This window comes from Cellulophaga sp. Hel_I_12 (assembly GCF_000799565.1).
In the GTDB taxonomy this organism is placed as follows: domain Bacteria; phylum Bacteroidota; class Bacteroidia; order Flavobacteriales; family Flavobacteriaceae; genus Cellulophaga.
The window spans coordinates 1,110,543-1,134,941 of the sequence record NZ_JUHB01000001.1 but is presented as its reverse complement, the minus strand read 5'-3'; the positions used below and the strand labels follow the sequence as shown (position 1 = coordinate 1,134,941).

The window sequence follows — 24,399 nt, the reverse complement described above, 5'->3', positions numbered from 1 at the left end:
AGACAAGCGTGGTTAATGGTTAATAAGTTTCCGGATGCCAATAAAAATAAAGATAAAAATAGAAAACAGGATAAAGAAAGGAATAATGAATTCTTTTAAATTAAAAGCTAGTAAAATTGAAATGAGCAGTAATTGAAAACCCAAACCAAAAATAGAAACTAAAGTCATAAACCAATTTGGTAATTTTTTACTTTTAGCTGCATTTTTATCCAAGGCATAAATAAGTTGGTCAAAAATACCATAACAGAATTTATAGCAAGAAAATAAAATATTGACATGGCTTTGCTTTTCACCTTTTAGGGCTATTGGCGTATCGATTTCAAAAACACGACTCGTGGTATCTCCATCGTATTTATTTCTTAGAATTACGTAATAGTAGTTGTAAAGTGTGCCTTGTAATTGCATTCCAAAAAAAGCTAAAAACATATAAAGTAAGGAGCCATTGGTTACATGGTAAACGGTCCATAGGATCAAAAAGTTTAAAATGATGTCAGACACAGAGTCTAAATACCTTCCCGTGTACGATGGGGTTTGCTTTATCCGGGCTAACTCTCCATCTGCAGCGTCTAAAATAGATTTCAGAATCAAAAAGAAACCAGCATACCAATACTGTTCATTGAGAATACACCAAATACCTATTAGTCCTGAGACTACAAATATCAAGGTGATGTGTATGGGCGTAACAGCTGTGTTTTTAAAGGATTTGGCAATGAATCTGGCGGGTGATCTACCGTAATCTGATAGGTCTAAAAAAATATTTTCTTGAGGTAATTTTGACATGGTAAGCATCCATTTTTAAGAGTACTACCAATAACGAAAACACGCTAGCTTAGTCTGCCTCAAAAAATGGAGGTACAAAGGTAAGGTTAAATTAACAATTAGGAAATGCACACAAACCGTATTTAAGGAAACATTTATCAATTTTAGGATAAAAGGACTAACTTTTTATTGGGGATTATCACATTTTGTAGTGTAAAAACTCACAATTTCCGAGGAGTTTTTCAGTACTTTGTTTTTTATCTTCTCTACTAGCTGAGGGCATTCTTGAAAATAATGGATTAGTGATTTTCTTTTTAAACCGAGTACACCTTGATCTACCCTGATTAAAAACATGTCCTCTTTTTTTTTAAATAACTCTAAGGTCAGGAAAAGCGATTCGCCTTGTTCCCACCACCCCAATTCATAATGATTTAGACTACCTCTATGCAGTGTTTTTAAAAAATAGCGTTCTTTTTTTTTAGGATCTATAGTGTACGTAAACGTTCCAAATAAGCCATTTTGTGATGATGGTTTTAGCCAAAAACCTTCGAAAATTTGATGGTCCACACTAAAAGCTAAAACATCTTTTCTATTGAATTTTCTGCGTTGCCCTTGCTGATTTGTCCACCTAATTTTTTTGTAATATTTTGGATTGACATTTTTTTTATTTAAGTGTTGAACTTTTCCGAACAGGGTATCTCCTTCGATATTTACGATATAGTCACCGCTTTGTTTTTCCTGGCAGAAAGTCTCATAGGGCAAAAAGAAAAGGTAAAGCAAGCCACTAATTAAAAGTGTTTTAAGCATCAAATTATAGCGTTATTTTAGCTTGAGTATTTTAATACACAAAAACGAGTTTTTATTTTCCATGTTTTAATCTGTTTTATGTTACCTAAAAATTAGAACCTTAGTTAAAATGATTTTTACAGCTTTTTAATCTCGGATAACTCGGCCATCATCTAATTCAATGATACGCCCTGTTTTATCAGCAAAATCTAAATCGTGTGTGACTACCAATATTGTTTTATTAAAGCTTTCAGTTAGTTCTTTAAAGATATTAAAAACAATAGCTGCATTTTTAGAATCTAAATTTCCTGTAGGTTCATCACACATTAGCAATACGGGATCATTGATCATGGCACGGGCAATAGCAACACGTTGCTTTTCACCGCCCGATAATTGGTAGGCCATTTTTTTGGCTAATTTTTCAATGCCTAAATCTTTTAAATGGGTATAGGCTTTATGCTCTAACTCTTCTTCACTAAGCTTATTTAGCTTAAACCCAGGTAGCATCACATTCTTGAGGGCAGTAAATTCGTTGAGTAAATAATGAAATTGAAACACAAATCCTATCTTTTCGTTTCGTATGGCTGCTAGCTGCTGTTCGGATTTATCACGGATGCTAATACCATCAATAAAAAGCGCTCCTGTAAAATCAGTATCCATTGTAGATAATATGTAGAGTAAGGTAGATTTTCCACTTCCCGATCTACCTATAATAGAAGTATATTCTCCACGAGAAACAGTAAAAGAGACATCTTTTAAAACATGTATTTCTACAGGGTCGTAAAACGATTTGTTGATGCCATTCGCACTAAGGATGGTATTGTTATGCATTTATTTACCTCTTATAATTTCGACAGGATCCACCTTGCTCGCTTTTTTGGCGGGCAACCAACCGGCTAAAGAAGTGGTGGCAATGGCAAAAATGACGGCTATCAGGTAATAGTGAATTCCATAATCAATTGGATAGGTTTTTACCGTAGGTAATGAAGCGGTATCAAAAGGAATGGCATCAATACCAAGTGAGAATAAAAAACCTAAGAGTATGCCAGCCAAAGCACCTGCTACGCCAATACTTAGAGAAATAGTTAAAAATATTTTTTTAACATCAGCACCTGCAAAGCCAGTGGCTTTTAAGATGGCAATAGTATCCATTTTTTCATAAATAAGCATATTGAGAATGTTATAGATACCAAACCCTGATACAATAAGTAGTGTAATGCCGACAGCATAGCTGATAATGGACCGAACACTACTACCTGTTTCAAATTGCGCATTGGCTGTTTGTATGTCTTCGGCATCAAGTTCAAAAAACTGTTCGTATTCCAAGGCTAATGCAGGAGCCAGATTTAAATGATGTAGTTTTATCTGAATATCACTTAAATAGTTGCTGTTTTTACCGAGTATTTTTTGTGTGGTAGCTAGGCTCGTATAGCTTTGAACTTTATCTACTTCGGCAATTCCAGATTCAAAAAAGCCAATTACTTTTAAGGTAAATTGCTCACCTTCGGTATTTGTGATCGTAATGATATCATCCAGTTCAGCATTCATCACTTTTGCCGCACCTTGTCCTAGTATAATACTATTGGTTACCGTTTTGAGTTCCTTATAATTTCCTTGGGTAATGTAGTCTGAAAATGAAAAAAGTTGTGCTTCTTTTTCAGGGTCGATACCATTAATAATGCCGTTGACATCTATATTCCCTAAATTATAGAACACTTGCGCAGTGGCTTTAGGCGCTACTCCCTTTACTCTTTTATCATTTTCGAGTTTATTGATGATTTTTTTGGCGTTATAAATTTCCTCTCTTGTATTGGTTGGCTTTATAGAGCTGATAAAATGATAGTAGTTTTGATAGTCTTCACTTAGCGCTATAGGTTGTTTTTTGGAGGGCAGAATATCATTGTATAGTCGTACGTGTGGCGTTCTATTTAAAACAATGCCGTCTAACAATTGGTTTAGCCCTTCCATAAAACCAAGTAGCGTAATAAACAGCGCAATACTAAAAGTAACGCCAATGGCCGCAACTAGTGTTTGTTTCCATCGCGCCCGCATGAGCGCACCGGCAATTTCTGTAATATGCTTTACCTTCATTTTTTAGGTAATTCTAGTTTCGTTGTTTTTGAAATGCCCGCTTTTATTTCGACTACATCATAATCCATTAACCCTGTTTCTACCTGTTTTAGTTTTCCTCCTTCAAGCATAACACTAGAGTCATTGACCATATACTTCCTAGGAATGGTTAAAACAGCCTCTTTTTTTTGAATAATAATATTTGCCTCTACTGTGAGATTCGGATATAACTCCTTGGGTTCCTTTCTAAAAGTAGCATGGGCTTGAAAAGAGCGTGTTCTTGCATTCATCATGGGATCAACGGCTATAATTTGAGCTTCGAACACCTGAGACTTATAACTATCCATACGGATAATTACTTCCTGACCTATTTTAATTTTTACAATATCGAATTCATCAATGGCTAATTCGATAGTGAAAGTAGTAGCGCCAATGATGGCTTGAGGTTCTTGACTAGTAATGAGTTCTCCTTTTTCTTTATTCAGTTTATAAACCACACCATCAAGTTCACTTCGTATAATGAGATCATTTTCTAAAAGTTTTGCAATTTCTAAATTATTTTTACTTTGATCCGAACTTAGTTTTAAGCTACGTCTTAAATCTTCGTAAGTTGTTTGAGCGCTGGCCACATTCAACTTGGCATTTTCAAAATTGAGTTCTCTTTGTTCAAGCTCTACCTTACTTCCAATTCTGTTGTCCCATAATTTTTTTTGTCTATCATATAATAAAGAATCATTCAAGCGTTTTTTTATGGCGTAGGCTATGGCTGTTTTTGCATCTTTTAATTTATCAGAATTTGTTGTGTAATCAGCCATTGAAGAAGCAACTCTAGCATTATCCGTAACAATTTTTAAATCTTTTTGATTCAATTTAAAAATAGGGTCTCCTTTTTTGATTTGCATGCCTTCAGAAACATAAATTTCTTCGATGATTCCCGTAGTCTTAGCATACACTTCATATTGATTTTTACTCTTTATGAATCCTGACGCATAAACACTTTCGGTGATATTTTTAACTTCGGGCTGTATGGTTTCAACATTACGAGTACAGGATATCATTAAAAAAAATCCTATCACATTAAGAATTCCTAGTTTGTAACTCATACATGAACACTTTTTCTATAGCTCTTGCGCTATTTTGATACGCTCTAATGTACTACATAATGGGGTAGGTAACAAGCCTTTTGGTCTGTTTGTTGCATTAGAATTGAACGGTATTGTTCAAATAATTACCGTTTTTTTATCTCTAAAATAGAAACGTGCGCATTGCTAAAAGTGAAAAGTTAAGATTAGGATTACGAAGAAAAAGTTTCAGGATTTTTAGATTGTTAACAGCACTTATTCACCATTTACTCTAGCTACTTTTTTTCTTTAACAAATATTTAACTAAGCTTAGTTAAACCATAAACCTAATTTAAAATCAAAGAGCTGTACGTACTACTGATTGAGAATGTAGTGTACTACAATTTAGTAGTCGTTCAATAGAAAGGAGTATTTGTATAATTTTACTATTCTGTTTAAGAAATTAGATTTTGCTTGTAGATACTGTATAAACACTGTTAATATTATGACAATAAAAAAAATTTGTTCAATATTTTTATATATTTGTTAAACAAAACAAATTTAATTTTTTATTATGAAATCCTTACTTTTTAAAATCAGTATTTTATCTTTCTTTTTATGCCAATCGTTCATTAGTAATGCTCAGGAATTTCAGGGTGAAGCAACATACATTTCTAAGTCTACCATGGATCTTGGGACCTGGGGCGCACGTATGAGCGAAGCTCAAAAAAAGCAGATACAAGAGCGTATGAAAAACAGATTAGAAAAAACATATGTCCTTAGCTTTGATAAGGAGGCTTCTTTTTTTAATGAAGAAGATAAATTAGACGCCATGTCAGGAGCAACAGATTCTTGGGGTAAGAATTTTGCCCAAGGTGACTCTTATAAAAACGTAAAAGAAAATATGTTGATTCAAAGTCAAGAGTTTTACGGCAAGCAATTTTTAGTAAAAGATAAATTACAAGTGATCAATTGGAAAATGGGATCAGAATCAAAACAAATTGGTCAGTATTTATGTTTTAAAGCTACGGCATCTATACCAACGGCAGAGTTAACTTGGTACAATTTTTCCTGGAGCGACATAGCCCAAGAACCTGAGGCAAATGCAGACTCAACGGCAGTAGAAAAAGTAGTTCCTGAAATACCCATGACAGAGGTTGAAGCATGGTATACCCTTCAAGTACCCGTTAGTCATGGTCCTAGTGAGTATTGGGGATTACCGGGTCTTATCTTAGAAGTAAGTGCAGGAAATACAACCATGCTATGTTCTAAAATTGTTATGAATCCTAAGACAAAATTAAAGATTGAAGCACCCGATAAGGGAAAAGAGATTACGAAAAGTGAATACCGCGAAACAGTTCAAGGAAAAATGATTGAAATGAGAAACAATCGAGGACGAGGACGGGGTTAATTTGAACAACAAAAACAACCAATAACATACTACACAAATCAACCTAATTTTATGAAAAAAATACTTTCAATTGTGCTACTTTTTGTAGCAACGATATCGCATGCTCAAATTAAATTTGAAGGTGTAGTAACAGACAGTTTAAATGCTCCTCTTGAATTAGCCAATGTTGTGGCTATTAACAAAGTCACCAATGGTTTAGAATCGTACGGTATTACAGATTCCGAAGGTAATTTTAAGTTACAATTAGGAAAAAATGGCTCGTACACCATTAAAATTAGTTACGTGGGAATGAAAGGGATTGATGATCTTATTTCTACTTTAGAAGCAGACATTACCAAAAATTATATCATGCAGCCTGATAACATGCTCGACGAGGTAGAGCTTATCTATGAAATGCCCGTGAGTATTAAAGGAGACACATTAATCTATAATGCCGATTCTTTTAACACAGGAACAGAGCGTAAATTAGAAGATGTAATTAAAAATTTACCCGGCTTTGAAATTAATGAAAACGGACAGGTAGAGGTTGAAGGCAAAGTAGTGAATAAATTAATGATCAATGGAAAAGACTTTTTTGATGGTGACACGAAACTTGCCACAAAAAATATACCGTCAAACGCCGTTGATAAAATTCAGGTGTTGCGTAACTACTCTGAAGTAGGTCAGTTGAGTGGGGTAACGAACAATCAAGACAATGTAGCTTTAAATATAAAGTTAAAAGAAGGTAAGGAAAACTTTTGGTTTGGAACGGTCACTGCCGGTGGTGGGGCCTCACCAGAGAATGAGCTTTATTTATTGCAACCCAAATTGTTTTACTACAATCCTAAATACAGCCTAAACTTTATAGGGGATTTAAATAATATTGGGGAACAAGCCTTAACGAGTCGTGATATCCGTAATTTTGGTGGCGGTTTTAGAGCACCAAGCAGAAGCAGTGGTACGAGCATAAATTTAGGCGATAACGGACTTGGTTCCTTAACAAACCAAGCCAATGCCTTAGAAATTGAAAGTAAACTTGCGACGGGTAACTTCAGTTATTCTCCTAATAAAGCTTTAGATTTAAGTGGATTTTTAATTTACAATAGCAGTCGCATTTTTTCTAGAGAAACAAGCTTTGTGCAATACACGAATCCTGATTTAGGAATCCCTGATGAATCGCAAGAAGAATCTAGTAGAGATCGTTCTGACCAAGTACTTATAAAATTAAGTGCTGCCTACAAGCCTAATTTTAGTAATCAAATTGATTATGATGTTTTGGGTCGCATATCTAATGACGCACAAAACCAAAATGTTTTTTCTTCTGTAGTCGGTACAACGGCTCAGTTCAATGAAGTAACCCCTTACAGTATCAATCAAAATATAAATTATTATTACACGCTTGACGAGAACAATATTTTTGCCTTCGAAGCACAGCATTTATTGAGAAACGAAGATCCTTTCTACAATGCGCTGCTGGTCAATGATCCGAACGGTGTAGATGCTTTTGACAATACAGCGGAAGGCTTAGGATTAGATACTTCATTAACAAATTATGATTTAGGGCAAAATAGACGCATAAAATCTAACCAATTAGATGCTAAGCTAGATTACTTTAGAATTTTAAACGCGAAGAGTAATTTAAATTTTACTTTAGGAACCATACTTAGTCGCCAAGATTTTAATTCTAATATTTTTCAATTTTTAGAAGACGGCTCGCAATTTAATCCAACTCCTTTAATAAATGATGGTTTAGCGACCAACGATACCCAATATAATTTTAGTGATCTTTATTTAGGCATGCGCTACCGAGTTAAAACAGGGAAGTTTACCATCACACCTGGTCTATCGGCACATGCGTATGGAAATAAAAACAGTCAATTTGGAGTAACCTATGAAGAAAATTTCTTCCGTTTGTTACCGGAATTTGAAACTAGAATTGACTTTAAAAAGAGTGAATCCTTAACCTTAAATTATAACATGGCTAATAACTTTACGGATGTAACTCGTTTAGCGCAAGGTTTGGTCTTGAATAATTTTAATAGCATCCAGTTTGGTGAACCAGAACTACAAAATGCCTTATCACATAATGTAAGTTTATTATACAACAGTTTTAATTTATTTAATTATACAAACGTTTTTGCACGTGCAGCGTATAGCAATAACGTTGATCAAATTCGTGGACTCACCAATTTTGACAATGTCATTAGAACAAGTACTTTTTTTAATTCTAATTTCGCCGATGAAAACGTCAATGTTTTTGGTCGGGTACAACGCACCTTTGGGAAAATTAGGGCTACTTTAAATGGAAGTTTTAATTATAGTAAAATTAATCAGTTTATTCAAGGATTGCAGTCTGTTAATGAAGGCTATACACAAACCTATACCCCAGGGATCAGAACTAATTTTAAGGTAGCACCAAACCTAAATTTTAATTACCGCTACAGTGTTACCAACAACAATCAAGGAAGTCGTGAAACCAAGTTTGTTACGAATGCGCCTTCGGTAGAGTTTGATGCTTATGTTTGGAAAAGAGTAACCTTTAGAACAAACTATACGTACACCAACCAAGATTTAGGTAATGGAGAATCACAATCATTTCAAAATTGGGATGCTTCTTTAGCGTATAGAAAAGATAGAGATGCCAAATGGGAATACGAAATTAGAGCTACTAACCTTTTAGATATAGATTCGCAAGTACGTAACAGTGCCAACAATGTATCGGTATTTACGTCAGAAACCTTTATCCAGCCTCGTTTTGTAACCTTTAGGTTTGTATACTCGTTGTAAGCTATCTAAGGGCTGCACTCAGCCGTAGTTTTAAAGAAATGAAACTTAGCTACCTATCGTAATGATTAGTAGCTAAGTTTTTTTAGTTACAATCGCTTCCTCTGCAAAATAGATGGGAGCCTATATAATTTGCTCAAAGCAATGAAATTATTTTGGCTAAATTTTTTTTATCCAGCACATATCATTTTTACGTCCTCACTTTGGTCTTTAAAAAAAACGCCACGATTAATGTCGTTACGACGCCCATTATCAACGTACCTATGGTGCTTTGTACCATATAATTATTTAAATTAAAGTAGGCTTGAGCCTCTTCCAAAGTGCTATGATATCCAGTTTCCACCGAATGAGCAATGACATTTGGGAAATACTCCGGAGTAATTATCGTTGAAATAATCCATTGCGTAAGTGGCGCAAATAAGGTAATAATAAGGGTCATGATCAGTCCTGAAAACAGGCCTTGTTTAAAAGTCATTTGACCCTTGAAGTCTTTTTTCTTCTTCTCCTTTAAAGCGAATACATAAACCAATATTGCAGGAATAGCAAACAAGTTGGTCAAATACATATGTAAGTCAATACGCGTGCTATGTAAGCCCACTAGTTTCTCTAGTACCATCCAAAGAAGGGTCATCACTATAAATAGCATTGCCCATTTGATCTCAAGTCTAATTTTTTCCATGATGTTGTTTTTATAAGGTTCCTAATGAATAACGTTATCTTTTTTTGATCCCATTGAAAAGAGTTCAAAGAGCAACAGGTACCCCCATTTTTCTTTGTACAGGCATTCGTATAAGAAACAAACAAGACCAAATAGGTCAAAGGCAAAATTATAACCTTGCGTTAGGCTTAAAGATTTATTTCACATACTTTTTCATCCATGCCAAATACCTTTCAAATCTATCCTTTTGAAAAGAAGGCCTTTGAATACCGTGGTGTTCACCAGGATAGACAATTAATTGGGTTTCTCTGCCTAATCTTTTCATGGCCATATACATTTGTTCTGAATTTAAAATAGGCACATTCCAATCATCGCTACCACCCATCCATAGGGTAGGCGTTAGTATTTTAGCCACATCGTTATAGGGAGAAATACGTTCCCAGGCATCTTTATTTTCCCAAGGCAAGCCTAATTCTTGTTCCCAAGTGAGCTGATAATGGTCGTGTCCATAATTTGCACGATACAGCGCTTCGCTAGCACCCGATAAAGCAGCTTTAAAGCGATTGGTTTTGGTAATGACATAATTGGTTAAAATACCGCCATAAGACCAACCCCCAACAGTCAATAAATCAGGGTCTGCATAGCCTTGGGTAATGGCATAATCTACACCTGACATCACATCTTGGTAATCTAAATTACCCCAATCGGCGAATATAGCTTTACAAAACGCTTCCCCATACCCAGTTGATCCTCGGGGATTAATAAGCAATACAACATAACCTTGAGCAGCAAACAATTGTGGTTCAGTATCAAATGAAAAATCGTATTGGGCTGTGGGTCCGCCATGAATCCATAAAATGGTAGGATATTTTTTTGAGGCATCAAAATCTATTGGTTTTACCACAAAACCTTCAATAGGAGTGCCATCCGTACTATTATAATTAATTTTTTCAATGATTGGTTTTTTAGTACTGGCTAAAAGAGCATCATTGACTGTGGTGAGTTCTTTTAATTTATTTTTTTCATAGGTATATAGGTTATTTGAAAGATCTACTTTTCCTAAAAGAGGAACAATTGTTTCTCCTTTTAAAGCATAATTGCCGACACTTATATTCCCCGAAATAACTCGTTTAAGGTTTTCACCTTTTAAGCCAACCGAAGCTAACACGCTAGCGCCATTTTCTTCTAAAAGAAAAAGAACAGCGGTACCGTCAGCAGTAAATTTTGGCATGCTAATATTACGATCTAAACTTTCGGTTAATACACGCGCTTTCCCACCAATAGCCGGAGAAATAGCTAATTTTTCACCTGCATACCACAGAATTTTTCCATTTAAAACGGTTCTATAGGCAATAGATTTTCCATCAGGACTCCACGTTGGTGAATCGTCTTTATTTGGATTAGTGGTTACTTGCACTAAGGTTTTATCACTATTTTGTCCTGATGCAGAAACTACCCAGATATTCGTATCTGCATTTCCATCAGGATCTTCAGTTCTATTGCTGACAAAAGCAATTTTTTTACCGTCCGGACTCCAGACAGGAGCGCTATCATCAAAATCACCAAAAGTTAACTGCGTTGCTAAACTATCACCAGGAGTTAAGGTATACACATGATTTCGATACCGATCAAGATAGCCAACATAGTCTTGTTTAAACTGCCTGCGATCTATAACATAAGGTTTTACTTTTTTGTCATCTTCCTTATCAGCTGTTAATTCTTCTGGTTTTGGATCTGTTAGTACCAGTAATAATTTATTTTCGGTAGGGGACCATTCATGTTCATTTACGCCTTGTGGAATTTTGGTGAGTACCTCTGAATCGCCGCCTAAACGGTTAGAAAGCCAAACTTGAGTTTTTTCATTTTCACCTTTACTGGCCAAGAAAGATAGGTACTTGTTGTCGGCGCTCCAACGTGGTTGACTTGCAGAATATTCTTTGCCTGTAATGGCAATAGCCTCACCGCCGGTGATAGGAATGATATAAACTCTTTTTAATCTTTTGTCTTTTTTTAAATCATTTTCTGAAACCGTATACGCCACCCATTTCCCATCAGGACTTATCTGTACATCTGAAACCGACTTAAGAGCGAGTATTTTTTCAATAGTAATGGCTTGTTGCGCGTCTTGAGCTAGGGTCAAGGCGCTGTAAAATAGTAAAAGAAATACGGATAATATTTTTGATGTATACAGCATGGTTAGGATAGGTTTATGAAATAATAGTTTAAATATAGTAAACAAGTTTATACTTTGTGTCTGTAGCCTCATAAAATAGAATGAATTTGTTCTGTTTTAAAACAAAATAAGCTCTTAGATCTGTCCTTTAATCCTAATAACTTCTTTTTTTATGATGATTCTTTAGATTGTTAAACAATACCAATTAGCCTTAATACCGGTTTACAATCATGGTGTGTTTTAAAACAATTTCAAAACCATTACAGTTTTCGCATTAGTATATAATAGTCTCTTGGCACTTCAAAGGATGACAAATCACCATTTAGGTTTTGGCTTGTCCAATTTTCAGTAGGTGTAAGGTCTAATTCTTTTTTGCCTACCCTTACTTTTAAGGGCATTTTAAAACCTTCCACCACGTCAGTATATCGGTAGCTTAGTTTTTTACCAACTATTTTATATTCTAAAACTGGAATGGTAGTCGATCGTAAATATTGGTCGAATACTTTAGATAAATCCAGTCCGGATTGATTACTCATATAATTTTCAATTTGTGCAGTAGTTACGGTTTGGTGGTAAAACTCTTGGTTAAGACCTCTAAGAATAGAACGCCATTTTTCATCATCATAGACTAGCTGGCGTATGGTATGGAGCATATTGGCCCCTTTGTAATACATATCCCTACTACCTTCGGTATTTACATTATAGGGTCCAATGATGGGCGTATCATTTTTAATTTTTTTTCGGGTGCCAATCACATAATCCGCCGAAGCTTCTTTTCCGTAGTAAAAATCTAGAAACAAATTTTCAGAATAGGCCGTAAAGCTTTCGTGAATCCACATATCTGCAATATCTTTATAGGTGATATTATTAGCAAACCATTCATGACCTGCCTCGTGAATGATAATAAAATCGAATTTCATTCCCCAGCCAGTTCCAGATAAATCTTCACCCAAATAGCCTTTCATATACTTATTTCCATAGGTGACAGAACTTTGGTGTTCCATGCCCAGATAAGGTACTTCCACTAGTTTAAAACTATCCTCGTAAAACGGATAAGGTCCAAACCAATGCTCAAAAGCCTTCATCATTTTTGGAGCGTCTTTAAAATGTTTTTTAGCTACATCAAGATGGTCTTTTAAGACATAATAATCCATATCTAAAGTACCTTTTTCACCCTCGTATTTTTCACCAAAATGAACATAATCGCCAATATTTACATTAACCCCGTAGTTATTTATTGGGTTTTCAACGGCCCAGTGAAAGGTGCTTGTGGTTTCATTTTCGTCCGTGGAACGCAGTCTGCCGTTTGATACATTCATTAAACCCTTTGGCACCGTAACGCTAATAGCCATACTATCTACTTCGTCATACATATGGTCTTTATTCGGCCACCAAACACTTGCCCCTAGACCTTGGCAAGAGGTCGCTATAAAATGTTTTCCGTTTTCATCTTTTTTCCACGAGAACCCACCATCCCAAGGAGCCCTCACGGCCTCTTTTGGAACCCCTGAATAATACACGATAACTTCATTGCTTTCGCCTATAATTTGAGGTTTGTTTAAGCTAATGAAATGTGCATTCACATCCGATGTTATCGCTAAATTTTCTCCATCTTGCGTAGCTTTTTCAATTTTTAGGGGTGCTTGTAAATCAATTTGCAAAGTGTTATGTTCAGATAGAACCGTGTAGCGAATGGCATTCGTACCCGAAATAAATTTTTTGTCTGGCTCAACTTCTAGTGCTAAATGATAAAAATTTACATCCCACCAAGCACGTTCTGGAGTGATACTACCACGTAAGGTATCTTGTTTTGTGAATTTTTGTTTTTGAGCAACTAAGACCTGAGCACTGGCCGTCATGCTTACGATTAAAAAGAATAGGAGGCTTGCTTTTAGCTTCATAGGATATGGAAATAGAATAGTTAAAGGTACTATTTTTTAAAGTTTTAAAATGCAGGTAATTTAGAAGCAGTAATTTTAAAACTATAATTTCATTCGGTATATTTACCTGTTTAACTTTAAATCCGCAAAAATGAAAAGCTTTTTCAACGCTATTTTAGCATTTTTAGTGCTATTATCTAATTTATGTTGTGCTTCAGTACATGCTCAGGACGATAAAAATACCTTTATAGGTCGATGGGACATGGTCATTATGCAGGAAGCTAAAGAATTACCTTCTTGGTTAGAGATTTCAAAATCAGGCAGATCAACCCTTGTGGGGCGTTTTGTCTATGCCTTTGGTAGCGCACGCCCAATTGCAGAAGTGAAAGTGAAGAATGGAAAATTTAGTTTTGCAATACCCGTTCAATGGGAGCCCGGAACAAACGATATGGTTTTTGAAGGGAAGATGATTGCCGAAAACCTTGAAGGTAGCATGGTGTATTCCGATGGAAAAAAATACGATTGGATGGCGAGACGAGCTCCTATTCTTGAATATAATGAAAATATAGTGTGGGGAACACCCATAGCCCTTTTTAATGGCGAAAACTTAAAAGGTTGGCGTGCTATGGGAGAGAACCAATGGCTGGTTAAAAATGGAATTTTAGAAAGTCCCAAATCTGGCTCTAATTTAGTTTCTGACGCAACGTTTGATAACTTTAAACTGCACGTAGAATTTAAATATCCAAAGGGCAGTAACAGCGGTATTTATTTAAGAGGTAGGCATGAGGTTCAAATCGAAGATAATCACGGGTTAGCCCCTAATAACTTATTATTTGGAGGGATTTATGGTTTTTTAACGCCCAATCAAATGGCTGCTAAAAATCCTGATGAATGGCAAGTGTATGATATTACCTTGAACGGACAACGTGTAACAATCGTTGCCAATGGTAAAGAAATAATAACAGACCAAACCATTCCTGGAATTACAGGTGGGGCGCTAGATAGTAACGAAGGTGAACCGGGTCCTATTTTAATTCAAGGAGACCATGGCCCTATCGCGTTTAGAAGTATTGTAATTACTCCAGAGTTTAAGCAATAGATGCTAGTTTATTAAAATAAATGGTAAGTTTTAAGCTGCTATTACCTACCAAATAAACATCAAAAAAAGGATTCAAAATAATGCTCAGGTTGCGTTTAAATAACAAGACACGAAAAGCACTATTTTGAATCCTAAATGTAACCATGTAAAGCTTAAACCTTACCTCATAATCCCATTAGGAAAAACAACGGGACTCTCAAAGCCATTTTTACCTACAGCTGAGACGCCAAAGAAGAAATTATCAATCACGATACCGTCTAAGGTAAAAGTAGATACATCCCCAACGTATCTGCTATGATCCCAAGTAGGTGAGGTCGTGTCTCTCCAATATATTTTATAGCCGGCGGCTCCATCCACCTTTGACCACTCGAATTTTGCTGCAGCTTGTACAATGCCTCCAATTTTTACTTCTTTAGGTGCAGGGGGTGCCCAAGCTAAAGAGGCTAAATTTATGGCATTAACAGCCGTTAATTTTTTAGCATAATCAAAGTTAACATGTTCTAAAACATCGCCATATTCAATGCCATTTTCTGTGCGAATATCTTGGTGTTGTTGGGTGTAGTTTTCATGTGCCTCCATAATACGAATACCCGCAAAACCTGCATCGTTAAAAGGACGGTGGTGTCCGCCACGACCAAAACGGTCTAAACGATAAATCATCATGGGGTTCATTTCGGGCATGTAGGTCTTTACTGTTTTGTGAACGTAACGCGCTAATTGACGTGAAATTCCGTCTACCTCGCCTCCGTAAAAGCGTCGCATTTGTCGTTCTCTATCGGTTTCCGTGGCGGGCACAGGTTCTGAGAAAATTCTAAAATCCACATTACTTATAACACCATCAACACCTTTAATATTCCCAATCATATCATTGTTTAATATTCCGATGACATCCCAGCCTTTTTCTTTGGCATATTTGGCTAAACCGCCACCGCCAAAAAGGCCTTGTTCTTCTCCTGAAAGTCCTACATAAATAATGCTATTTTCAAATTGATATTTTGACAATACTCTGGCAGCCTCAATAGTTCCGGCCATACCACTAGCATTGTCGTTAGCGCCTGGCGCATCTGTGGTAAAATCCATTGTATCACTAGCACGGGAATCAATATCACCACTCATAATAATATAGCGATTTGGATATTTTGTTCCTTTTTGAATGGCAACCACATTTACAATCCACGCATCATTCGGAATGCGAGAGCCCATGTCAGTCGTTACAAAATCTTTTTGATAAAAAACCTCTAAACAGTTTTTGCAGTCCTTTCCAATAGCTTCAAATTCCGATTTTATCCAACGGCGAGCAGCGCCAATACCACGTGTGGTCGACACGGTATCGCTAAAAGTATTTCTGGTGCCGAATTCAGTAAGTCTTGTGACATCTTTTTTGATTCGATCAGCGGAAACGGCATCAATGATCTCATAAATTCGTGCATCTGTTTGTGCAAAAAATAGGGTAGAAGTAAGTAAGGCGAAGGCGAGTAAGGTATTTTTCATAAGAGTTTTATTTTGTACTTTTTAAATGGTATAAACCAAAGATAGGACCAAAGGCTAAAAATATAAAAATTATAGTAGGATTTAGACTTAATGATAAAAAAGATAAGAGCTGAATGCTAAAAATACTCAAGGCAAAACCAATACAGGTAACTAGGGTTAATCCGGTTCCTTTTAAAACTAGAGGTGTTGCATTGGCAACTAGGCTAGAAAATTGTGGAGAATCTGCGGCAACCATCATGCCCCAGATGCACCAACTCATTAAGAAAGGTATGGGAGAAACAAGAAAAAGGGCAGGAGAGATGAGGCAAAAAACACCTGAAGTAAGCAGCGATATAAAAGCTACGATACGACTACCAAAACGTATCGATAAAACGCCACCTAAAAAACAAGCTAAAGCGCCGCAAGTAATCACGACAAATGTCCATAAGGGAATTGAAAAAGAAGTAGTATTAATTTCGTTATAGGTTTTGATAGCCAATGGGGTAAAAGCCCAGAAAGCATACAGTTCCCACATATGCCCAAAATATCCAAAAGCAGATTTTTTAAAAGCAGTAATGCTGAAAAGTGAGAGTCCTGCTTTTAATTGTAATTTTTTACTAGGTTTTCTAAAGGGACCGTTAGGAATACATATAAATACAATAAATCCGCCTAAAACGGCTAATAAAGAGGTTGTTTTTATAATGAGGGTATAGTTGGTATTTACATCTAGTGCAGTCAATAAAAAAGGGAAAGCAGTCCCTAAAACTAGGGCACCGACTAATAAGCCTAAAACTTTTCCCAAACGGGTATCAAAATAATCCGCTGCTATTTTCATACCAATTGGGTATATTCCTGCTAGAAAAAAGCCAGTACCAAAGCGTACAAAGAAAATAATTTCTTTCGTTAAGTTCTCAAGGAGTAAGCTACTATTACATAAAGCGCCAAACATCGCACAAATAAAAAATACTTTAGAAGGAGAATACCGGTCTGCGATTAACAAAGCGGCAAAAAGTAAAGTTCCTGTAATAAACCCGAATTGAACCGAAGACAAAATATAACTCATAGAACCATCCGTCAGACCAATTTTGAGGGATAAATCGTCGATAATGGCATTGCCTGCAAACCAAAGTGAAGTGCATGCAAATTGAGCGATAACCAGTAAAGGAAGTATGTGTGGTTTTGGTTTCAAGTTGGTTTTGAAAAAATCTTCATTTAAAAAAGAGCGCAAGGTATGAATTAAATGTATTCTTTAGAATTCACCTCCTATTTGGAGTAGGCGAAACTTTTTTTGAGTGGTTTCTCGAGCGACTTATTCCACAAAACGCTTTAAAAGTGTACGCACATCCTTGGTACCATCTACATAGTACTTAGCTTGTGTTTTTTGAAGTCCTACTTTCACAGTGACAGCACTTTCTGGTAATTCTTGAAACATAAATTCATCGGTCCAGTCGTCGCCAATGGCAAAAACAAAGTCGTAATCAGCTTCGCCATACATGCGCATTGCCGCACGCCCCTTATTTACGTTACTACTTTTAATTTCCATTACCTTATTGCCATTAAGCACACTTAAGTCATCATTGGCAATTAAACTCGTTAATACGGTGTTGAGCTCAGAAGCTCTTTTTTGACCAAAATCAGGATCCGTTTTTCTGTAATGCCAGGCTAGTGAATAATTTTTTTCTTCAATAAAGCTACCAGGTGTTCTATCTACAAAAGACTCTAAAACTGGCTGTATTTTTTCCATCCAATCTTTTTTTACATTTTCTAGCATAAAAAAGTCATCTCCGTTTTTAGAAAGCCAAACCCCATGTTCCACAATCATATTGTACTTTTTAGGTAAAAACCACTTGGTAAAGGTTTCCTTATCCCTGCCGCTAATTAAAAACATAACGGTGTTCTTTTGGGAAGCTATTTTATCCAAGAGCTGGTATAATTCTTCATCGGGACTTGCTTTTTGGGGATCATTATGAAAAGCCGCTAGAGTACCATCATAATCAATAAACAGCAATCTTTTTTTAGCGTTCTTATACTCCTTAAGTACCGAATTTAGTAAGTCATTCGATAGATTTTTAGAGACATAGGCGTGACTTTTTTCTTTTTGATTTTTTAAAGAATTCATAAAATCATTGGCCCATTTTTCTACATTGTAGCGGGCTAATCTTTTTTGAAGAATATCATTTCGCTCTTGCTGTTCTTGAATAGGCATATTAATAGCCTGATCAATAGCATCCGCAATTTGTTCAAAATTATTCGGATTTATTAATAATGATTCGTTCATTTCATTAGCTGAACCTGCCATTTCACTCAAAATTAAAACTCCCGTTTTATCCGTTCTTGTGGCGATATATTCTTTAGCTACCAAATTCATGCCATCGCGAATAGGGGTAAGCCAGGCAATATCAGAAGAGGTATACAAATCTATTAAATTCTCAAAGGGCATAGACCTATAAAAATACCATATGGGGGTCCAACTCACCGTAGAAAATTCACCATTAATGCGACCTACCAATTCATCAACTTCTCTTTTTAATAATTGGTATTGGGGAACGTTACTACGTGAAGGTACGGCCAAAATAATTAATCGTACTTTTTCCTTATACTGCGGATATTTATTTAAAAAGTATTCAAAGGCATTCAATCTTTTTGCAATTCCCTTGGAGTAATCTAAGCGATCAATTGAAAGTAAAAACTTAGCATCAGGGGTCGATGCCTTATGAGCGTCTAATCGCTGTTGTAATTCAGAACCTTTTTCTGGTGTTTTTTGCTGATGTGCTTTAGCTGCATCACTAAACTTTTTGTAATCGATGCCCATAGGGAAAGAATCCACCTTAATGATACGGTCTTCTAAGTAAATTTCATTAAAACTAACTTCTAAACTAAGTAAACGCTTAACTGAACTTAAAAAATGCCGCTCGTAATCGTAGGTATGGAAGCCTATTAAATCGGCCCCTAGTAAACCTTGCAAAATTTCAGTACGCCAAGGCAAAGTTCTAAATATTTCATAAGACGGAAACGGAATATGTAAAAAGAAACCAATAGAAATAGTAGGTAATTTCTCTTTAACCATCTGTGGTACAAGCATTAATTGGTAGTCATGTACCCAAACAATATCGCCTTCTTTTACTTGGGCAACAATGGCATCAGCAAATTTTTGATTTACTTTTTTGTAGGTTTCCCAACTGTCTAATTCGAACTCCGAATATTCTAAAAAGTAATGAAAAAGAGGCCAAATGGTTCGGTTGCTAAAGCCATAATAAAAACCATCAACTTCATCGGCTGTTAAATTTACCTTTGAAGATCCGTGTTTAGCTAAGGCTTCATCAATTTTACCCGACATGCCATCCGGGATTTCTTCATCCGTTAATCCACTCCATCCAATCCAAAGACTATCACCTCCTTGATGTACAGATTTCATACCCGTAGCCAAACCACCCACACTTGGTATTGCTTTTATGCTTTTATTATCAATTTGCAATTGTACAGGTAGTCTGTTTGAGATTATGATAGTTTTACTCATGATTGGCTGTTTTTTGGTGTATTTTATTTTAATTTTTCTAAATTTCGTGAAAAAGATGGGTTAAAACAATAAATGAATCCTTTTGTGGTACTAATTTATTGATATGAAACTATCCATGATACTTTTTAGCGATTTCTTTGACAAAGACCTTTAAATTTGAAACTTTGTCAATAGGTTTAGTATGTAGACAATAGTTTCGCTTAAAAGAGTTTTAATAATTTGCAATAATTAAAAAGAATTAAACGAATGAATAATTTAGATTACGGAATAATAGGTAATTGTAGGAGCGCAGCATTAATTTCTAAAAATGGATCCATAGATTGGTGCTGTTTGCCAGAATTTGATTCTTCCTCGGTTTTTGCCAAATTATTAGATGATGAAATAGGCGGAAGCTTTGGGATTGATGTAGATGATTCTTATGAAATTCAACAGGCTTATGATGCAGAAACCGCTATTTTAATTACCAGCTTTACTTCTGGCCAGAATAGTTTTGAATTGCATGATTTTATGCCCAGATACCAAAACAATGAGGGTGGTCATTTTTCTCCTCCTGAGCTTGTTAGGTATTTGAAATTGGTATCAGGAAAACCTAGTTTTAAGGTGCTCTATAATCCTAAATTAGAATATGCACAGGGTAAAACCACATCTTTTATAAAAAAAGATTTTATTGCTAGTCTTACGCACGAAGTAAAATTCGACACGGTTTTTTTATATACTTCTTTTGATAAAGAGTGTGTAGTTCAGGGGAATGAAATAACACTTACCGAAGACGGTTTTTTTCTGTTAACCTACAACGAAAAGATATTTTTACCGACCATAAAAAATGCCTTTATGGATCTTGAACGTACTCGAATTTATTGGTTAAATTGGTCTCAAAAAACGCCAACCTATAAAAAGTTTGATGCGCAAATTAAAAGGAGTGCTATTACCTTAAAACTATTGAGTTATGATAAAACAGGAGCCGTTTTGGCCGCTGCTACCACGTCATTACCAGAAACCATAGGGGAAGTACGCAATTGGGATTATCGTTTCTGTTGGATTCGCGATGCCTCAATGGTTATAAAAGTAGTCTCAGAACTAGGTCACAAAAACGTGGCAAAACGATATTTACAGTTTATTATAGATTTAATTCCCGATAAGGATGAAAAACTCCAAATCATGTACGGTATCAATCGTGAAAAGAAACTCACTGAGATGACCTTAGACCATTTAAGTGGTTATAAAGGTTCTAAGCCGGTACGTATTGGAAATGCAGCTTACGAGCAAGTCCAGAATGATATTTATGGTATTTTAATGGATGTTATTTATGAACTGATCAAACAATTTAAAACTGAAATTCAAAATGGAGAGGAGCTTTGGGGAATTACCAAAGGAATCGTTTGGATCGTTGAAAAACATTGGCAAGAAGCGGATAAGGGTATTTGGGAATTTCGTTCAGAAGACAAACATTTTACCTTTTCAAAAGTGCTTTGTTGGACCGCGATAGACCGCGCCATTAAGGTAGCTGAGTTGTTGAACAAGCAACATAAAATCGAAAAATGGAAGCCGCTTGAGGAACAAATAAGAAAGGATATTATGGATAAGGCTTGGAATCAAAATAAGCAAGCCTTTACGCAAAGTTACGGATCAGAACATATGGATGCTTCTGTATTATTAATGGAATCGTATGGTTTTATCGATGCAAAAGATCCCAAATATGTGAGTACAGTAAAAGCTGTAGAAAAAGATTTGTGTAATGAAGGCTTGTTATATAGGTATAAAAATGACGATGATTTTGGAGCGCCATCTTCATCGTTTACAATTTGTACTTTTTGGTTTATTAATAGTTTGTTTAAAATAGGAGAAGAAGAGAAGGCTTTAAAACAATTTGAGCAATTATTAAGTTATAGCAACCACTTGGGCTTATTCAGTGAAGACATCGACTTTAAAACCAAACGATTGTTAGGAAACTTTCCACAAGCCTATTCGCACTTAGCCTTAATAGAATGTGCCATCAACTTTTCTAATAAAGAGTCAGAAGAACATATTTTAGAATCGATGGGGCATTAGGTTTTACCAAAATGAATCGCCTTTAAAAGAGAATTAAGTGGAATGTATTTTGCAGTAGGATAATACCATAAAATATGTTATTATTTTAAAAGCACTACACAGCTATATTGCCACCAATTCTTTTTATTACCTTCAACAATGCTGTCAAATGCGCTATGGTCGTAAAGGGATTCATTAGGGTTGTTCGTAAATAAAAAACACCTCTTAATGTGGTTTGTACCACATAAAATTCACCACTTTCTAGGAGTTCTTGACGAATTTTTATGTTTAACTTATTAAGGTGCTCGTTTTTTATTCCATGAGGTTTAAATCTAAAACATACAATATTTGAGTCTGGTTCAAGCGCTAACTCAAATTGTGTATCTTTTTGAATAAGCTCTGCAAAATCTCGACCTAAATTATATAAGGAGGTTACATATTCTTCAAAAATATCCTCACCGTAGGTTTTTAAAAGCGTAAACCAATGTAAGCTCATCATGGTTTTAGTACATTCGAAGGTACGTTTGGCTAAATTATACCAATCTTCTCCTTCTGATTCTCCCAGTAAATAGTCGGCTTTTTGACTAAAGGTCGTATAGGAGTTTGCCCCGTCTTTAAAAAGAAGCGCTGTAGTAATCGCAGGCATCATCAACATTTTATGCCCATCTATGACAACAGAATCAGCATTTTCAATTCCTTTCAAAGTGTATTTATACTTTTTTGAAAATATCGCTGCCCCACCGTGCGCCCCATCTACATGAAACCATAGATTGTGTTTTTTACTAAAAGAACTTATGGCCTCTAAATCATCATACATTCCCGTTGCCGTAGAAGGCGCACTACCGATAATAGCAAATACGGTAATTCCGTTTGATTTAGCGCTTTCTAAGGTTTCCTCTAAAAAAGAAGTATTCATTTTAAAATCGTTCGTCGCTGGAATTTTTATAATTCCTTTTTCTCCCAAGCCCATGATTCTTGCGGCCCTGTCTGCGCAATAATGAGCTTCTTCGCTGACTATAATTCCTAAGGAAGCGGAATGCCCTTCTGTCCAAATATCATCTGTTACTTTAGCCTTGCGAGCGGCCAATAAGGCTGTAAGGTTCGCTAAGGTGCCTCCTGAAGTTAAAAAGCCCCTCGAATCTTCAGCAAAACCAATTTTTTCACACAATGTATCGGTGACAATACGCTCCATAGCTGTTGAAGCCATGCCCATTTCATAAACAGCCATACCGTTGTTTAATAGGGCGCTAAACATGCTAGAAACTGCCGTAATAGGCAAGGGAGCCGTTACTTGGTGCCCTATATATGTTGGATTGTGAACGTGAATGCTATGTTTTAAAGTTTCTGAAAATACGTTGTCCGCTTTTCCATTTTCTAAGAAATCAGTCCAAAACTCATGCTCTTCCATAGGACTTTTCCAGTCGATCACTTTTGCAGGCTTATCAGAAATAGTTTGCGCTAAATGCGCTGCTAATTCATCCACTAATTGATGACCACGTTTTCTGAATTCTTCAGAGGAATAGGCTGTTCTTAAAAGGTCATTTTTCATCTTTTGATCTAAATTTATTTTTTTATGGTCCTACGTAATTTGCCCATCAACAATTAGTTAAGAAACTAAAATTGTTAGTGCTCATTCCAAGCACTAAAAGTATTGACTTATTGACTCTAAACAAAGTGTTTTAAATAAACTTCCTATAATTTATAAATTTATAAGGCATGGTGCAGCATCTAGTTTAATAAGACTTAAAAAGTATTTTATTTTGAACTTTCTACTACTGAATTCAAAGCATACAAGCTGGTAAATTAAAATGGACATTAAGTTTAAATGGTAAATTCCTTAGTTCATTAGCTATTTTCCTTAGCTCATTATTTTACTATGAATAGTACGATTATCTTCAAATATATTTGCTCTTAGAAAACAAAATATAAAACCCTTAAAAGACAAAAAATGACTACTAAAACAACGACAAAAGAATTAATATTTTTAAGAGCATTCGCATTTATGACCTCTCTTGGGATGATTTTTATGACTACTACAGCATTTCAACATACAGGAAATAAAAAATTTGGTGAAATTGATGTAGAGCGCATAAATATCGTAGAAAAAGATGGGACTGTAAAAATGATGATCACTAATGTGGAGCGTTTCCCTAACGGTCATGAAATGATAAATAATAGACCAACGAACGAAACACGAAAAAAACGTTCAGGAATGATTTTCTTCAACGAAGATGGCATTGAATGTGGAGGTTTTATATACGATGGACAAAAAAACGAAAGTGGACATAGTTCGGGTTTGTCGCTTACCTATGATCAATATGATGGGGATCAAGTCATGCAGTTATTGACCCAAGATTATAGCGAGGGAGATCAAAGATATGTTTCTAGTAGTCTAGTATTCAACGATCGTCCTGCAAAAGAGTCTCAACTAAAAACGGGCGAAATAATGAATGAGTTGAGAGAACTTCGCGAAAAAGATCCCAAAGCGGCTCAATTGAAATATAAGGAATATGAGGAATTGGGATTAATAGGTGGCGCTCCACGTGTGATGCTTGGAAAATCAAGAAGTCAAAACAATGGATTATTTCTTTTTGATACAGAAGGAAAACCCAAGGCCATGTTTTATGTGGATAAGGAAAACAGTGCCAAACTAGACTTTTTTGATGATAAAGGAAACATTATAGCTTCGTTTCCAGAGCAAAAAAACGATAAATAAACACCCTA

Annotated in this window: 17 protein-coding genes; 5 read left to right on the top strand and 12 right to left on the bottom strand. The window is 35.6% G+C overall.

What is annotated here, in order from left to right:
* Positions 1–12: 12 nt before the first annotated feature.
* The 5 genes from GQ45_RS05210 to GQ45_RS05190 all read right to left on the bottom strand — a co-directional run bounded on the left by GQ45_RS05210 (position 13) and on the right by GQ45_RS05190 (position 4,718).
* The gene (locus GQ45_RS05210; protein WP_047420062.1) at positions 13–780 is read right to left on the bottom strand and encodes a CDP-alcohol phosphatidyltransferase family protein; all 768 of its coding nucleotides are present in this window, start codon (positions 778–780) and stop codon (positions 13–15) included.
* 165 nt (positions 781–945) lie between these two features.
* Positions 946–1,566 (bottom strand): hypothetical protein, encoded by a 621-nt coding sequence (locus GQ45_RS05205; protein ID WP_047415704.1) that lies wholly within the window; start codon positions 1,564–1,566, stop codon positions 946–948.
* 126 nt (positions 1,567–1,692) lie between these two features.
* A complete protein-coding gene (locus GQ45_RS05200; RefSeq protein WP_047415702.1) occupies positions 1,693–2,376 on the bottom strand; it encodes an ABC transporter ATP-binding protein in 684 nt (227 codons plus the stop codon).
* Positions 2,377–3,636: an FtsX-like permease family protein gene (locus GQ45_RS05195; RefSeq protein ID WP_047415699.1), complete on the bottom strand. Its 1,260-nt coding sequence runs from the start codon at positions 3,634–3,636 to the stop codon at positions 2,377–2,379.
* Positions 3,633–4,718: an efflux RND transporter periplasmic adaptor subunit gene (locus tag GQ45_RS05190; RefSeq protein ID WP_047415697.1), complete on the bottom strand. Its 1,086-nt coding sequence runs from the start codon at positions 4,716–4,718 to the stop codon at positions 3,633–3,635. Before GQ45_RS05190 ends, GQ45_RS05195 begins: the two co-directional genes overlap by 4 nt.
* 532 nt (positions 4,719–5,250) lie before the next feature.
* On the opposite strand from GQ45_RS05190, the gene GQ45_RS05185 reads away from it, so the two are divergent.
* Together GQ45_RS05185 and GQ45_RS05180 are read left to right on the top strand one after the other, a co-directional pair.
* The gene (locus tag GQ45_RS05185) at positions 5,251–6,087 is read left to right on the top strand and encodes a GLPGLI family protein (RefSeq protein WP_047415694.1); all 837 of its coding nucleotides are present in this window, start codon (positions 5,251–5,253) and stop codon (positions 6,085–6,087) included.
* 51 nt (positions 6,088–6,138) lie between these two features.
* On the top strand, positions 6,139–8,853 hold the full coding sequence (locus tag GQ45_RS05180) for a carboxypeptidase regulatory-like domain-containing protein (protein ID WP_047415692.1): 2,715 nt from the start codon (positions 6,139–6,141) through the stop codon (positions 8,851–8,853).
* A gap of 187 nt (positions 8,854–9,040) precedes the next feature.
* Here GQ45_RS05180 and GQ45_RS05175 read toward each other — a convergent pair whose 3' ends face one another.
* The 3 genes from GQ45_RS05175 to GQ45_RS05165 all read right to left on the bottom strand — a co-directional run bounded on the left by GQ45_RS05175 (position 9,041) and on the right by GQ45_RS05165 (position 13,582).
* Complete coding sequence (locus tag GQ45_RS05175; protein ID WP_047415690.1) at positions 9,041–9,529, bottom strand: DUF4199 domain-containing protein; 489 nt, start codon at positions 9,527–9,529, stop codon at positions 9,041–9,043.
* 175 nt (positions 9,530–9,704) lie between these two features.
* The gene (locus GQ45_RS05170) at positions 9,705–11,702 is read right to left on the bottom strand and encodes a S9 family peptidase (protein WP_047415688.1); all 1,998 of its coding nucleotides are present in this window, start codon (positions 11,700–11,702) and stop codon (positions 9,705–9,707) included.
* 239 nt (positions 11,703–11,941) lie between these two features.
* Positions 11,942–13,582: a M1 family metallopeptidase gene (locus GQ45_RS05165; RefSeq protein ID WP_047415685.1), complete on the bottom strand. Its 1,641-nt coding sequence runs from the start codon at positions 13,580–13,582 to the stop codon at positions 11,942–11,944.
* 130 nt (positions 13,583–13,712) lie between these two features.
* On the opposite strand from GQ45_RS05165, the gene GQ45_RS05160 reads away from it, so the two are divergent.
* Positions 13,713–14,660, top strand: a complete 948-nt coding sequence (locus GQ45_RS05160; RefSeq protein WP_047415680.1) for a DUF1080 domain-containing protein — start codon at positions 13,713–13,715, stop codon at positions 14,658–14,660.
* 159 nt (positions 14,661–14,819) lie between these two features.
* Here the strand turns inward: GQ45_RS05160 and GQ45_RS05155 are convergent, their stop codons facing one another.
* The 3 genes from GQ45_RS05155 to GQ45_RS05145 all read right to left on the bottom strand — a co-directional run bounded on the left by GQ45_RS05155 (position 14,820) and on the right by GQ45_RS05145 (position 19,647).
* Positions 14,820–16,151, bottom strand: coding sequence for a M28 family peptidase (locus GQ45_RS05155; RefSeq protein WP_047415677.1), 1,332 nt, complete (start codon positions 16,149–16,151; stop codon positions 14,820–14,822).
* A 7-nt stretch (positions 16,152–16,158) separates the two neighbouring features.
* Positions 16,159–17,319, bottom strand: a complete 1,161-nt coding sequence (locus GQ45_RS05150) for an MFS transporter (protein WP_047420060.1) — start codon at positions 17,317–17,319, stop codon at positions 16,159–16,161.
* 120 nt (positions 17,320–17,439) lie between these two features.
* Positions 17,440–19,647, bottom strand: coding sequence for a bifunctional alpha,alpha-trehalose-phosphate synthase (UDP-forming)/trehalose-phosphatase (locus GQ45_RS05145; protein WP_047415674.1), 2,208 nt, complete (start codon positions 19,645–19,647; stop codon positions 17,440–17,442).
* 246 nt (positions 19,648–19,893) lie between these two features.
* Between GQ45_RS05145 and GQ45_RS05140 the strand changes: the two genes are divergently transcribed.
* Entirely contained in the window at positions 19,894–21,696 is a 1,803-nt protein-coding gene (locus GQ45_RS05140; protein WP_047415671.1) for a glycoside hydrolase family 15 protein, read from the top strand.
* Positions 21,697–21,790: 94 nt separating this feature from the next.
* Here GQ45_RS05140 and GQ45_RS05135 read toward each other — a convergent pair whose 3' ends face one another.
* Positions 21,791–23,224 carry an aminotransferase class I/II-fold pyridoxal phosphate-dependent enzyme gene (locus GQ45_RS05135; RefSeq protein WP_047415669.1) on the bottom strand — a complete coding sequence of 478 codons (1,434 nt, stop codon included), beginning with the start codon at positions 23,222–23,224 and terminating at the stop codon, positions 21,791–21,793.
* A gap of 399 nt (positions 23,225–23,623) precedes the next feature.
* Between GQ45_RS05135 and GQ45_RS05130 the strand changes: the two genes are divergently transcribed.
* Complete coding sequence (locus tag GQ45_RS05130) at positions 23,624–24,391, top strand: hypothetical protein (protein WP_047415667.1); 768 nt, start codon at positions 23,624–23,626, stop codon at positions 24,389–24,391.
* Positions 24,392–24,399: the final 8 nt, after the last annotated feature.

Excerpts from the sequence above, each read along its gene's own strand:
- GQ45_RS05210 (WP_047420062.1), bottom strand. The coding sequence starts at position 780 with ATGTCAAAATTACCTCAAGAAAATATTTTTTTAGACCTATCAGATTAC.
- GQ45_RS05205 (WP_047415704.1), bottom strand. The coding sequence starts at position 1,566 with ATGCTTAAAACACTTTTAATTAGTGGCTTGCTTTACCTTTTCTTTTTG.
- GQ45_RS05200 (WP_047415702.1), bottom strand. The coding sequence starts at position 2,376 with ATGCATAACAATACCATCCTTAGTGCGAATGGCATCAACAAATCGTTT.
- GQ45_RS05195 (WP_047415699.1), bottom strand. The coding sequence starts at position 3,636 with ATGAAGGTAAAGCATATTACAGAAATTGCCGGTGCGCTCATGCGGGCG.
- GQ45_RS05190 (WP_047415697.1), bottom strand. The coding sequence starts at position 4,718 with ATGAGTTACAAACTAGGAATTCTTAATGTGATAGGATTTTTTTTAATG.
- GQ45_RS05185 (WP_047415694.1), top strand. The coding sequence starts at position 5,251 with ATGAAATCCTTACTTTTTAAAATCAGTATTTTATCTTTCTTTTTATGC.
- GQ45_RS05180 (WP_047415692.1), top strand. The coding sequence starts at position 6,139 with ATGAAAAAAATACTTTCAATTGTGCTACTTTTTGTAGCAACGATATCG.
- GQ45_RS05175 (WP_047415690.1), bottom strand. The coding sequence starts at position 9,529 with ATGGAAAAAATTAGACTTGAGATCAAATGGGCAATGCTATTTATAGTG.
- GQ45_RS05170 (WP_047415688.1), bottom strand. The coding sequence starts at position 11,702 with ATGCTGTATACATCAAAAATATTATCCGTATTTCTTTTACTATTTTAC.
- GQ45_RS05165 (WP_047415685.1), bottom strand. The coding sequence starts at position 13,582 with ATGAAGCTAAAAGCAAGCCTCCTATTCTTTTTAATCGTAAGCATGACG.
- GQ45_RS05160 (WP_047415680.1), top strand. The coding sequence starts at position 13,713 with ATGAAAAGCTTTTTCAACGCTATTTTAGCATTTTTAGTGCTATTATCT.
- GQ45_RS05155 (WP_047415677.1), bottom strand. The coding sequence starts at position 16,151 with ATGAAAAATACCTTACTCGCCTTCGCCTTACTTACTTCTACCCTATTT.
- GQ45_RS05145 (WP_047415674.1), bottom strand. The coding sequence starts at position 19,647 with ATGAGTAAAACTATCATAATCTCAAACAGACTACCTGTACAATTGCAA.
- GQ45_RS05140 (WP_047415671.1), top strand. The coding sequence starts at position 19,894 with ATGAATAATTTAGATTACGGAATAATAGGTAATTGTAGGAGCGCAGCA.
- GQ45_RS05135 (WP_047415669.1), bottom strand. The coding sequence starts at position 23,224 with ATGAAAAATGACCTTTTAAGAACAGCCTATTCCTCTGAAGAATTCAGA.
- GQ45_RS05130 (WP_047415667.1), top strand. The coding sequence starts at position 23,624 with ATGACTACTAAAACAACGACAAAAGAATTAATATTTTTAAGAGCATTC.